Below are 12,104 nucleotides of genomic sequence, written 5' to 3' on the forward strand. Positions count from 1 at the left end.
CCGCCTTCATCAAGCCAATGGCGGGCAGCTGGATGCGCCCGAGACATTATTCGATCCCTGGTAAATCGTCCCGACATTCACGGCGAATAATTTTTTACACTTGCCCCGGCAAGTGGAACGGGGATGTAAATGTGGCTAACAAGGGCACCCTGAACGCGGTAAAATACGCAAAACTTACTGCATACAGCTTATGTCGCACAAAAAACTGCCTTATTTTGAACTGCGCAACAGCACCGTCGATACCCTTCTTTTCATCGTCAAATCAACCGATCTCTCGGAGCTTCGCGCCGAGTTGGCGCGCCGCTATGAGGCGACGCCCGGATTTTTCGCCAACGATGTGGTCGCCATCGATCTGCGACGTCTTGAAAACGAGCGGATACCGGTCGACGACGTCGCCGCGCTATTAAACGAATTCCGCTTGCGCCCGATCGGCATCGTCGCCACCGAAGCGCAGCAGGAATGGGCGGGGAAGGGCAACCTGCCCTTCGTTGAATTGCGCGAGCGTCGCGATGCCAGCAAACCGGCCGCTGCGCCCGATGCACCTGACGCGCCACCCGCAACACCGCCATCTCCGCCTCCCGTAAGCGAAAGCACTGCCAAGGTAGCCGCCACCACCATGGTGATCGACAAACCGTTGCGTTCCGGTCAACAGATTTATGCCCCCGGCGATCTGGTGGTGCTCGGCCTGGTCAGTTTCGGCGCCGAGGTCATCGCGGCAGGCAGTATCCACATCTACGCGCCATTGCGCGGCCGCGCTCTGGCCGGGGTGCACGGCGACCATGAGGCGCGTATTTTCTGTACCTGCTTTGAGCCCGAACTGATTGCCGTCGCAGGAATCTACCGAACAGCAGAAAACCCTTTGCCCGACAATGTGCTGGGCAAACCGGTTCAGGTCAGACTGAATCAGGAAAAATTAATCATTGAGCCGTTGCGCCTCACCTGAGCATGCAACGGCTCACGTCTCCAATCCAACCATTTAACAAGGGCAAGGTATGACAAAAATCATTGTGGTGACCTCAGGCAAAGGCGGCGTCGGCAAGACCACCACCAGCGCCAGCTTCGCTGCGGGTTTGGCATTGCGCGGTCACAAGACAGCGGTCATAGACTTCGACGTCGGCCTGCGCAATCTCGATCTGATCATGGGCTGCGAGCGCCGCGTGGTGTATGACCTGATCAACGTGATCCAGGAGGAAGCCAACCTCAACCAGGCGTTGATCAAGGACAAGAAGTGCGAAAACCTGTTCATCCTGCCGGCGTCGCAGACACGCGACAAGGACGCGCTGACGCATGAAGGTGTCGAAAAAGTGATCACCGATCTGCAGGGGATGGGCTTCGAATACATCGTTTGCGATTCGCCCGCGGGTATTGAATCAGGCGCATTGCTGGCCATGCATTTCGCCGACGAAGCGCTGATCGTCACCAACCCGGAAGTGTCGTCGGTGCGCGATTCGGACCGGATTCTCGGCATGCTGTCGTCCAAAACCAAACGCGCGATCGAAGGCAAGGATCCGGTCAAGGAGCATTTGCTGATCACGCGTTACAACCCGAAACGCGTCAGTGAAGGCGAAATGCTGTCGCTGACTGATATCCAGGAAATTTTACGCATTGAACTGATCGGCGTTGTGCCCGAATCGGAATCGGTGCTGCACGGTTCGAACCAGGGCGTGCCGGCGGTGCATCTGGAAGGTACCGATGTTGCCATGGCGTATCAGGACGTGGTTGCCCGCTTCCTCGGTGAAGACAAGCCGTTACGCTTTACCGACTACCAGAAGCCGGGCTTGCTCAAACGCCTCTTCGGCAATAAATAAGGGGGTAATCATGATGTCTATACTCTCGTTCCTGCTTGGGGAAAAAAAGAAAACCGCGTCGGTCGCCAAGGAGCGCCTGCAACTGATCATCGCGCACGAACGTGCCGGCGGACATGCGCCCGCCGATTATCTGCCGGCGCTGCAAAAGGAACTGGTGGCGGTGATTTCCAAATACGTGAAGATCGGCGCCGACGATATCAAGGTCAGCCTGGAACGCCAGGACAATCTCGAGGTTCTCGAAGTCAAAATCGAAATTCCGCAAACCTGAATATGGCCTGAGGCGCCGGGCACGCCGCAATGTCAGCCTTGCTGATAATCCCGCGCCAGCTTCACGTAATGTTCCGCAGAGTAGCTGAAGTAGGCCAGTTCCTCATCGGTCAGCGGCCGTATCAGTTTGGCGGGGCGGCCGATGTAGAGGTGGCCGCCTGACAGCACCTTGCCCTCCGGTACCAGACTCCCCGCACCGAGCAGCACGCGCGGCTCGATCATCACTTTGTCCATGACGATGGAGCCCATGCCGATCAGGCATTCATCGCTTATCGTGCAGCCATGCAGGATGACGCTGTGGCCGACGGTGACATTGGCGCCGATCATCAGCGGGGCGCCCATGGGGTCGCGCTCGGTCTTGTGGGAGACGTGCAGCACGCTGTTGTCCTGGATGTTGGTGCCGGCCCCGATGCGGATGCTGTTCACGTCGCCGCGGATGACGGCGCCGCACCATATCGAGACGTTGTCGCCGAGGACGACGTCGCCGATGACGCGCGCGCTGTCGTGAATCCAGCTGCCGCGTCCAACGCGCGGCAGCATGCCGCGAAAGGCTTGAACATTCTGTGCTGGGAGCTGTCCTGACATAGTGTTATCTCGCATTTGAAAACGGTTATTATATTGTGCTGAATTTCTTACAGGTTGCGCCATGAATCCTTTGCTCGATTTTTCCGCTCTGCCGCGTTTTTCGCAAATCAAACCCGAACACGTCACGCCCGCCGTGGATGCGCTGCTGGCCGAGAATAAGGCGCTGGTAGAACAGCTCGCCAACGCTGCCGAGGCGCCGACCTGGAAGACTTTCGTGCAGCCGATGGAGGACGCCAACGAGCGTCTGTCGCGGGCATGGGGGCCGGTATCGCATCTCAATAGCGTGATGAACAGCCCCGCATTGCGCGAGGTGTATAACGCCAATCTGCCCAAACTTACTCAGTATTACGCTGAAATGTCGCAGAATCTGGCGCTGTTTGCCAAGTTCAAGGCGCTCAAGGACAGCGCGGGCTATATGACCCTGAACCCGGCGCAGAAAAAAATCATCGAGAATGAACTGCGCGGTTTCCGTCTGGGCGGCGCCGAACTGCCCGAAGACCAGAAACCACGCTTTCTGGAGATTCAGGAAGCGCTGGCCAAGCTGTCAGCCAAATTCGAGGAAAACCTGCTCGACGCCACCAATGCGTTCAGCCTGTTCATCGACGATGAAGCCACGCTCTCCGGCCTGCCCGACGACGTGAAACAGGCAGCGCGCGAGGCGGCGGAGCACGACGGCAAGCCGGGCTGGAAGCTCACCCTGCATGCCCCTTCCTACATGCCGGTGATGCAGTACGCGGACAATCGCGCGCTGCGCGAGCAGATTTACCGGGCTTACGTCACCCGCGCGTCCGAGTTCGGCCCGCCCGACCTGGACAACACCGATCTGATCAACCGGATCGTCAGCTTGCGCCGCGAAGACGCCACCATGCTGGGCTTCGCCAGTTATGCGGAAGAGTCGCTGGCCACCAAGATGGCGGAAACGCCGCAGCAGGTCAAAGAGTTTCTGAGCGAGTTGGGCGCCCGTGCCAAACCCCACGCCCAGCGCGACATGGACGAACTGCGCGAATTCGCCCGCGCCGAACTGGGGCTGGCCGATTTGCAGGCCTGGGATGCGACCTACGCCAGCGAAAAGCTGCGCGTGGCGCGCTACGCGTTTTCCGACCAGGAGGTAAAGCAGTATTTCCCGGAAACCCAGGTGCTGCCCGGCATGTTCAAACTGGTGGAAACGCTATACGGCCTGGACATCCGTCCTTCCCAGACCGAAACCTGGCACCCGGATGTGAAATTTTTCGACATTCGCGACCGCAGCGGCAGCCTGATCGGGCAGTTCTACCTCGACCTGTACGCACGCGAGCATAAACGCGGCGGCGCGTGGATGGACGATGCGCTGACCCGGCGCCGCAAAAACGACGCCATCCAGACCCCCGTGGCGTATCTCACCTGCAATTTCTCTGCTCCGGTCGGCGGCAAACCGGCGCTATTCACCCACGACGAAGTGATTACCCTGTTCCACGAATTCGGCCACGGCCTGCACCACCTGCTGACCAAAATCGAAGACCTCGGCGTGTCCGGCATCAATGGCGTGGAATGGGACGCAGTGGAGCTGCCGTCGCAATTCATGGAAAATTTCTGCTGGGAATGGGAGGTATTGAAACACCTGACCCGGCATGTGGACAGCAAGGCGCCGCTGCCACGCGAGCTGTTCGATAAAATGACCGCCGCGAAGAATTTCCAGAGCGGCTTGCAGACCTTGCGCCAAATCGAGTTTTCATTATTCGATATGCGTCTGCACGACGACTTCGACCCCGCAACCGGCAAGACCGCGCTGCAATTGCTGCAGGAAATCCGCGCGCAGGTGGCGGTACTGATACCACCCGATTACAACCGCTTTCCCAACAACTTTTCGCACATCTTCGCGGGCGGCTATGCGGCGGGTTACTATAGTTACAAATGGGCGGAGGTGCTGTCCGCCGACGCCTACAGCCTGTTCGAGGAAAACGGCGTGCTGTCGGAAAGCGTCGGCCACCGCTTCTGGAGCGAAATTCTCGGTGTGGGCGGCTCGCGCCCGGCGCTGGAATCGTTCGTTGCCTTCCGTGGGCGCGAACCAGCCATCGACGCCTTGCTGCGCCACAACGGCATGGTTTGAATACATAAAGGGGGACAAGCAATGCGTAAACTTGCGGCTTCAATGGTTTTGCTACTGTGCGCCACCAGCGTTTATGCCAGCCAGGTTTATCGCTGGGTGGATAAAAACGGCCAGGTTCAATACAGCGACCAGCCGCCTCCCGCAGGCGTGAAAAAATCCGAGCAACGCACCATCGGCAGCAACGTGATCGACGGGCAGGCATCTTACCCGCTCCAGCAGGCCATGGCGAAAAACCCTGTTGTCCTCTATGCGGGCCAGTGTGGCCCGCTCTGCGACGAGGCGCGCAAGCTGCTCGACAAACGCGGCATTCCCTACGCCGCCAAAGATCCGCAGAATCAAAAAACCGATGCCGACGAATTGATGAAGCTGGTTGGCGTGATGGAGGTGCCGGTGCTCAAGGTTGGCAATCAGCACGTTAAAGGCTTCGATCCCAATCGCTGGAATACGGCACTGGACGAGGGCGGCTACCCCAAGTCGAACCTGCCGTTGCGCGAACGCAAAACCGATACTGCGACTCCCGACAAAGCAGTAAACAATCCCGCTTCTGCCACAGGCCCATCCCAGACACCAGCGCCTAAAAAATAGCCTCGGAAAAGCGCGGTTTGAGGCAGGGAAAATAATTTACGCCATTTATGAAAATAGCCACCTGGAACGTCAACTCCCTCAAGGTTCGTCTGCCGCATTTGCTTGACTGGCTGGCTGCGCGTCAGCCCGACGTGGTATGCCTGCAGGAAACCAAGCTGGAGGATGGAAAATTTCCCTGCGCCGAAATCGCGGCCGCCGGATATCAGGTCGTGTATGCAGGACAAAAAACCTACAATGGGGTAGCCATTCTCAGTAAGCAACCCTTGCTGGACGTGGCCGCAGGCATTGCGGGTTACGATGATCTGCAGCAACGCGTCCTTGCTGCCACAGTGGATGGCATGCGGGTAATCTGCGTGTATGTACCCAATGGTCAAAGCGTAGATTCAGATAAGTATCAATACAAGCTGGCCTGGCTGCAGGCACTCACCAGGCTGCTCCGGGACGAGCTGACGCGCTACCCGAAACTGATCGTGCTGGGCGATTACAACATCGCCCCTGAAGACCGTGACGTGCACGACCCGGCGGCATGGGCGGGTTCGGTACTGGTCTCCGAACCGGAGCGCGCGGCCTGGCGCGAACTGCTGGCGCTGGGGCTGAAAGACAGCTTTCGCTTGTTCGATCAGCCGGAACAGACCTTCAGCTGGTGGGATTACCGCATGGCGGCGTTCCGACGCAACATGGGGCTGCGCATTGACCATATCCTGCTCTCCGACACCCTGGCGCCCAGTTGTACCGGATGCGTCGTGGACAAGGACCTGCGCAAGCTGGAACGCCCCTCCGACCATGCGCCGGTAGTGGCAGAACTGGCTGGATAGCGGATAGCCGTATTGCGTTACGTTTGCCTGCGCGCTTGCATCGAGTGGCTCAGAGCGGCCAGCGCCGCCGCATCCAGATAACGCTCGGCCAGCGGAAAGACTTCGTGCTCTTCCACGACAATATGCGCGCGCGTCAGTGACACGAAGGGCTGCACAGTGAGGTCGGCTGGTGCGCCTGCGGAAATGACCTGCAAAGCGGCCTCCAGCTGTATCCATAGTTTGTCCAGTTCGCGATGCTGGGCCATCAGGTTTTCCAGCGTCCGGTGCTGGATGGCCGGAAAAGCGGAATGAGCGCGCAGTACCGGAAACAGATCGCGCTCTTCATCTTCGTGATGCAGCGGTGCTCCCACTTGGAAATAGCGCAGAATGCGTGCCGCTGCCAGCTGCGCATCCTGATCCGTGCCGTGTTGTCGCAAATGCGATACCAGCCGTTCCAGCGTATCGCAATGGCCGAGGATGCGCTCATGACAGGCGCGCAGCAGGCCTAACGGGTCATCGAATCCTGGCGCTGGTTTGGGCATAAGTTGCATGGCTTGCTACTCCCCCGGTTGAATATGTAGCGGGATGACCATGCCGTTCTTGCGCGGCTTGGGCCATAGCACCGGCCAGATGCGCACCGAAAAAACCAGCAGCGACAGCCAGATCAGCGCACCGCCGGCGATGACCACCGGATAAACACCCAACAGGAAACCAGCGCTGTAAGCCAGCAACCCGGCATGCACCAGCCCCATCTGTAGCCAGGGCCACACCCCCATCAGGATAGGATTGCCGGTAAACCGCGGCAGCATATGCGCGGCCAGTCCATATATCAGCATCAGCATGAAGCCCACCGTGATCAGATGCAGCGCCACCGGGCGCGCCGGACCGTCGGTCAGCAGGGTGCCATTAATGGCCAGCCCCAGCCCGCCCAGCATCAGATAGACCATGGCCCCCAGCATGAACAGGCGATTATCCAGCGACAGCGTGAGGCCAGCGTGCTGCATATCGGTTTTCTGCTTGGCGGGTGCGGCCGCCACCCAGGCACGCGCTTCGGCAAAGGTTTGTACGCCGATGCCCTTCAATTCGCCGTCGATCACCACCGCCGGGATGGTTTTCAGGCGCAGCCGGCTCACCAGGGCGCGCCCCTCTGGCTGGCCCATATCCAGCACCGCGAATTCGATATCCTTTTCTTCGGCCACCTCGCGCCAGATTTTTTCTGACTGATGGCAGGAAGCGCACCATTCCGAAACCAGCAATTCGACTTTCATGTTTGTTCCTAATCCTGGCAGCGCATGCACTGCACGTCATAACGCTCTATCCACGCCTTGAGCGCTTCCTGTGCGGCGTTGCCGGTGGTGAGATGGGTCAACGCGGTGCTCGGGTCGTCCGGCTTCATGCGCACCAGCCAGGCGTCGTGGTAGGGATCGATGTTGATCAGGTTGGGGTTGGCCAATACCGTCTCGTTGCGCGCCACGATCACGCCGGGGAATGGCGCTGGAATACCGCCCGCCCATTTTCCAGACTCGATCCGTGCCAAGGGTTTTTTCCATTCGCGATGGGTGCCGACGTCCTTGATCCATACATACTGGACCTTGCCCGACATGGTCTGCGACGGGTCGGTGAGACCGATGGTGTAGGTGCCGTCTTCTTCCGGCCGCACCCAGACGTAATCCAGATCGTAGTAGAGGTCTTCCGGCAGTTCGCAGCCACGGTGTTCGGACATGATTTACCTCCAGGGCCCATGAGGCTTGACGGTGAACAGCATATTGACGCCGAACAGTACAATGGCGGAATAAACAATCGCGCCGCCCACCAGCACCAGCCAATTGAGCATGGTCAGCCATCCGGCTATCATGAGCGGCAATCCGGCGTTGGCGAGATAGAGCTGCCAGTTCGCCATGCGCTCGGAATACAGTGCATTACCGGAAAAGCGCGGCAGCACATGCAGGGCGACGCCGTAGATCATCATCAGGATGAAGCCGAGCAGCATGATGTGGCCGTGCATGCGCGCCACGTTGCCGGGGATCAGTCCCGGGAAACTCAAATGGATCAGCGCAACCAAGCCGCCGAGCAGGCCATACATGAGAGAAATAGTTACAAACCAGCGATTGCGCTTATGCATAGTGGTACTCCAATCCAACTTGAGATCAGCGTAGCGGGTTTGTTTTGTTAACACCTTGATCTAGATCAAACGCCCATGCCGACTACACCCGATATCAAGGATTTCCGCCTCGCCTACCTGTTCCGCGATCTGGATCGAGAGCTGCTTGCACAAATCGCGGAGCGTGCGTGCTGGCGCGAGCTGGACGCCGGCGCACCGCTGTTCGCAAAAAATGATCCGGGCAACCGGTTTTATCTGGTCAAAACAGGGACGATGAAGTTGTTTCTGCTTGCGGAAGATGGGCAGGAACACGTCATGGAACTGATCGGACGCGAGCATCTGTTCGCCGAGGCGGTGATGTTCATGGGCGGGCGCTACCCGGTCCACGCAGCGGCTCTGGAACCGACGCGGCTGATTGCCTTCGATGCCGGTTTTTTCATGGGTCTGCTGCGCGGCAATACGGATTTATGCCTGGCGCTTCTGGCTGCAATGAGTCGACGCGTGCACGGCCTGGTGACGGAAATCGATCGCCTCACGCTGCAAACCGGCGTGCAACGCTTTGCTCAGTACCTGCTGGCGCAACCGGCGCAAAAAAGTGCCGATACCCGCACGATTCGACTGCCGGCATCCAAACAAACCATCGCCTCGCTACTCGGTATCCAGCCGGAGACACTGTCGCGCATCCTGTCCAAGCTACGTGACGAAGGCTTGATCGAGGTCAATGCTGAAACTGTCGTCGTGCTCAAACCCGATGCGCTGGGCCGTATTTCCTGAAACCCTTACTGAACATATTCTTCAGGTTGTGCGGCCGGATTATTCCCCGGGCGTGTCTTTGCCTTCCAGACCCAAGTCCTGAATCTTTCGTGTCAGGGTATTGCGCCCCAGACCCAACAGATTGGCCGCCTCGATGCGCCGACCGCCGGTGTGCTTGAGCGCAACGGTGATCAGGGTTTTTTCAAATTCCTGGGTGAGCCCCTCGATAATCCCCACTTCACCACGCCCCAGGGCAGCATCCGCCTCGCGCGCTAGCGACTGCGCCCAGTTGCCTCCAGCTGGCGCCTGACCCCCTGAGCCAAGCAACTCGGGCGGCAAATCAGCCACATCAATATTCTGCCCGGGTGCCATCACGGTGAGCCAATGGCAGACATTTTCCAGTTGGCGTACGTTGCCGCTCCACGCCAGGTGACTCAGATGCTTGAGTGCCGCATCAGAGAGCTTTTTGGGTTCCACGCCTTGTTCGCGTGCCGTTTTTTGCAAAAAATGCCGCGCCAGAATGGGAATGTCCTCACTGCGTTCGCGCAGCGCGGGCAACCGCAGCCGGATTACATTCAGGCGATGGTAGAGATCTTCCCGGAACAGGCCTTCTTTTACCCGGTTATCCAGATCCTGGTGGGTGGCAGCAATCACCCGTACATTCACCTTGATCGGTTGATGGCCACCCACGCGATAAAACTGTCCATCCGCCAGCACCCGCAGCAGACGGGTTTGCAACTCGGGGGGCATGTCGCCGATTTCATCCAGGAACAGTGTACCGCCGTCAGCCTGCTCAAACCGGCCACGACGCTGGGCTTGTGCACCGGTAAAGGCGCCGCGCTCGTGGCCGAATAATTCGGATTCCAGCAAATCCCTGGGGATCGCTGCGGTATTCAGCGCAATGAAGGGCTTGGCTGCACGCGGGCTGTGACGGTGCAGGGCCGACGCGACCAGCTCCTTGCCGCTGCCGGATTCGCCGGTAATCAGCACCGTGGTGTGCGATTGCGAGAGTCGGCCAATGGCGCGAAATACCTCCTGCATGGCGGGCGCCTGACCGAGTATCTCCGGCACCGCCTCGCTGGGCGCGGCAGTTTCATCTTCGCGCTGGCTCTCGTCGATGGCGCGACGAATCAGCTCGATAGCGTGATCCACATCGAATGGCTTGGGCAGATATTCGAATGCGCCGCCCTGAAAAGCCGCGACGGCGGATTCGAGATCCGAGTAGGCGGTCATGATAATAACCGGGAGGCGCGGATAGCGTGTTTTGAGCTGCTGCAGCAAATCAAGCCCGGAAGCGCCAGGCATTCGGATGTCGCTCACCACCACTTGCGGCGAGTCTTTTTCCAGTGCAGCCTCGGCTTCCTGCACCGAAGAAAAGCTGAGGAAAGGGATCTCCTCTCGCTTGAGCGCTTTTTCAAACACCCAGCGAATGGAGCGGTCGTCGTCGATAATCCAGACAGGTTTCATCATAATTTATAGTCAGTTAACTTTGCTGCTGTTGCCCCAGTGGCAACAGCAGGGTAAAGCAGGTATAGCCAGGGCGGCTATCCGCCTCGATGGTGCCTTGATGCTGGTGCACAAACGTTTGCGCCAGCGTCAGGCCAAGACCACTGCCGCCTTCGCGGGCCGACACCAGTGGATAAAAAATGCGTTCGCGTATCGATTCCGGGATTCCCGGACCGTTGTCGATAATCTGGATTTGCACCGCCAGCGGATGACGCTTCATGGTCAGGGTCACCTGCCGTGCAATGCGCGTACGCAGCACAATCTCGCCTTTCCCGCGCAATGCCTGAACTGCGTTGCGCACAATATTGAGCGTGGCCTGGATCAGCTGCTCACGGTCGCCGGTAATGTCAGGAATGCTTGTGTCGTAGTCGCGCCGGATAGTGAGCCCGCTCTGCGTTTCCGCCAACACCAGGCTGCGTACCCGTTCCAATACTTCCAGAATGTTTACCGCGCTGATTTGAGGCAAACGATGTGGCGTAAGCAAGCGATCCATCAGGGATTGCAGGCGGTCGGACTCCTGGATGATAACCTGCGTATATTCCCGGGTTTCCTTGGGCAGCTCATGCTCCAGCAACTGCGCCGCACCGCGGATGCCACCCAGTGGATTTTTGATCTCGTGCGCGAGGTTGCGGATCAGTTCGCGATTGGCCTGCTGTTGCAGCAGCATGCGTTCATCGCGAGCAATTTTAAGTTGCTGATCCATGGGGTGGAACTCGATCATGAATGCCACCGGCGCATTTTCCAGCGGGGTCACCGTGCAGCTCACCTGCAGGCGATTGGTGTTCACTTCCAGGACCAGCTCATGCTCGGTAAAACTGGCATTGTGTGAAAGCGCGTAATCGAGCGCCGTGTGTAACTGCTTCGGCGAGTTGAACAAGGTATCCAGCGACAGGCCGCCCGCCTGACTGGCGGAAAGCCCGAGCAAATTTTCTGCAGCGGGGTTCAAATAACATGCCTGGCGTGCCGCATCCAGTGCCAGCACGGCAGTGGCCAAGTACTCCAGACCCATTAACTGACTGTCTATGACATGCATCGTGAAGGGCTGGGTTGGGGTAGTTTGAGTGAATGCATTCACCTTAACAAGCAACTAACGCGCCAGGAATGCAACGCGCAATTATTTTATGCTGGCCAGCTCTTTTTTCAATGCGCGAATATTGTCTTCATGGCGCTTGACGATATCGCGCAATTTATCTGTGCGTGCGCGCCAGCTTGCACTGCCAGCCTGTTCGCCGCTGCGCAGCGCTTCACCCGCCTTTTGCGCGGCGGTCGCTTCTGCAAGATTGCGTTCTTCGGTGAGCAACTCATCCTGCAATACACTACGCCGCAAATCATCGCGCTTACGTTGCGTATTGCTATCCACGCGCGGGAAATTGGCCGGCGTGCTGGCTTCCTTTTTGCGCGCAGGCGCTGCAGTGGTTTCCGCGGGCTCCAGATTCAGTCGTTTGGCACCTCGCCTGGGCAGGTTGGTATAGGTGACTTGACCAGATTCATCCACATATTTGTAAATTTCTGCGTGGACGGGAAGACTGACGATCAGACCAATGATGAGTAGGGCGGCTTTCATATCCAGAACAGGTAAAAGACATACACACTATAACGGCCAGGACAACGGAGAGTTT

15 protein-coding genes are annotated in these 12,104 nt (G+C 58.4%); 7 read left to right on the forward strand and 8 right to left on the reverse strand.

Going from position 1 to position 12,104, the window contains the following annotated elements; translation table 11 throughout:
• Positions 1-190 precede the first annotated feature (190 nt).
• Genes minC through minE form a run of 3 tightly spaced genes read left to right on the forward strand, consistent with a single transcriptional unit; the run spans position 191 to position 2,076 of the window.
• Positions 191-943: a septum site-determining protein MinC gene (gene minC, locus EI185_RS03250; RefSeq protein WP_124703686.1), complete on the forward strand. Its 753-nt coding sequence runs from the start codon at positions 191-193 to the stop codon at positions 941-943.
• A 49-nt stretch (positions 944-992) separates the two neighbouring features.
• A complete protein-coding gene (minD, locus tag EI185_RS03255; protein WP_124703687.1) occupies positions 993-1,808 on the forward strand; it encodes a septum site-determining protein MinD in 816 nt (271 codons plus the stop codon).
• A gap of 13 nt (positions 1,809-1,821) precedes the next feature.
• Positions 1,822-2,076 (forward strand): cell division topological specificity factor MinE, encoded by a 255-nt coding sequence (gene minE, locus EI185_RS03260; protein ID WP_124703810.1) that lies wholly within the window; start codon positions 1,822-1,824, stop codon positions 2,074-2,076.
• A gap of 32 nt (positions 2,077-2,108) precedes the next feature.
• Here minE and EI185_RS03265 read toward each other — a convergent pair whose 3' ends face one another.
• A complete protein-coding gene (locus EI185_RS03265) occupies positions 2,109-2,660 on the reverse strand; it encodes a gamma carbonic anhydrase family protein (RefSeq protein WP_124703688.1) in 552 nt (183 codons plus the stop codon).
• A gap of 61 nt (positions 2,661-2,721) precedes the next feature.
• On the opposite strand from EI185_RS03265, the gene EI185_RS03270 reads away from it, so the two are divergent.
• The 3 genes from EI185_RS03270 to xth are packed head-to-tail and all read left to right on the forward strand — an operon-like array spanning position 2,722 to position 6,146.
• Complete coding sequence (locus EI185_RS03270) at positions 2,722-4,746, forward strand: M3 family metallopeptidase (RefSeq protein WP_124703689.1); 2,025 nt, start codon at positions 2,722-2,724, stop codon at positions 4,744-4,746.
• A gap of 21 nt (positions 4,747-4,767) precedes the next feature.
• Positions 4,768-5,331: a glutaredoxin family protein gene (locus tag EI185_RS03275; protein WP_124703690.1), complete on the forward strand. Its 564-nt coding sequence runs from the start codon at positions 4,768-4,770 to the stop codon at positions 5,329-5,331.
• A gap of 47 nt (positions 5,332-5,378) precedes the next feature.
• The gene (xth, locus tag EI185_RS03280) at positions 5,379-6,146 is read left to right on the forward strand and encodes an exodeoxyribonuclease III (protein ID WP_124703691.1); all 768 of its coding nucleotides are present in this window, start codon (positions 5,379-5,381) and stop codon (positions 6,144-6,146) included.
• A 17-nt stretch (positions 6,147-6,163) separates the two neighbouring features.
• On the opposite strand, the gene EI185_RS03285 is transcribed toward xth, so the two are convergent.
• The 4 genes from EI185_RS03285 to EI185_RS03300 are packed head-to-tail and all read right to left on the reverse strand — an operon-like array spanning position 6,164 to position 8,247.
• Positions 6,164-6,676 (reverse strand): hemerythrin domain-containing protein, encoded by a 513-nt coding sequence (locus tag EI185_RS03285; protein WP_124703692.1) that lies wholly within the window; start codon positions 6,674-6,676, stop codon positions 6,164-6,166.
• A 6-nt stretch (positions 6,677-6,682) separates the two neighbouring features.
• Positions 6,683-7,393 carry a thioredoxin family protein gene (locus EI185_RS03290; RefSeq protein WP_124703693.1) on the reverse strand — a complete coding sequence of 237 codons (711 nt, stop codon included), beginning with the start codon at positions 7,391-7,393 and terminating at the stop codon, positions 6,683-6,685.
• 8 nt (positions 7,394-7,401) lie between these two features.
• Positions 7,402-7,848: a biotin/lipoyl attachment domain-containing protein gene (locus tag EI185_RS03295; RefSeq protein ID WP_124703694.1), complete on the reverse strand. Its 447-nt coding sequence runs from the start codon at positions 7,846-7,848 to the stop codon at positions 7,402-7,404.
• A 3-nt stretch (positions 7,849-7,851) separates the two neighbouring features.
• A complete protein-coding gene (locus EI185_RS03300) occupies positions 7,852-8,247 on the reverse strand; it encodes a hypothetical protein (RefSeq protein WP_124703695.1) in 396 nt (131 codons plus the stop codon).
• 75 nt (positions 8,248-8,322) lie between these two features.
• Here EI185_RS03300 and EI185_RS03305 point away from each other — a divergent pair, with 75 nt between their 5' ends.
• The gene (locus EI185_RS03305; protein ID WP_124703696.1) at positions 8,323-9,000 is read left to right on the forward strand and encodes a Crp/Fnr family transcriptional regulator; all 678 of its coding nucleotides are present in this window, start codon (positions 8,323-8,325) and stop codon (positions 8,998-9,000) included.
• A gap of 39 nt (positions 9,001-9,039) precedes the next feature.
• On the opposite strand, the gene ntrC is transcribed toward EI185_RS03305, so the two are convergent.
• The 3 genes from ntrC to EI185_RS03320 form a co-directional block, all read right to left on the reverse strand.
• Entirely contained in the window at positions 9,040-10,446 is a 1,407-nt protein-coding gene (ntrC, locus tag EI185_RS03310; protein ID WP_124703811.1) for a nitrogen regulation protein NR(I), read from the reverse strand.
• A 16-nt stretch (positions 10,447-10,462) separates the two neighbouring features.
• Positions 10,463-11,518: a nitrogen regulation protein NR(II) gene (glnL, locus tag EI185_RS03315; RefSeq protein WP_189836261.1), complete on the reverse strand. Its 1,056-nt coding sequence runs from the start codon at positions 11,516-11,518 to the stop codon at positions 10,463-10,465.
• 81 nt (positions 11,519-11,599) lie between these two features.
• Positions 11,600-12,049 carry a DUF4124 domain-containing protein gene (locus tag EI185_RS03320; protein ID WP_124703697.1) on the reverse strand — a complete coding sequence of 150 codons (450 nt, stop codon included), beginning with the start codon at positions 12,047-12,049 and terminating at the stop codon, positions 11,600-11,602.
• Between the last annotated feature and the right edge of the window lie 55 nt (positions 12,050-12,104).

It is taken from the genome of Sulfuriferula multivorans (assembly GCF_003851125.1).
In the GTDB taxonomy this organism is placed as follows: Bacteria; Pseudomonadota; Gammaproteobacteria; order Burkholderiales; family Sulfuriferulaceae; genus Sulfuriferula; species Sulfuriferula multivorans.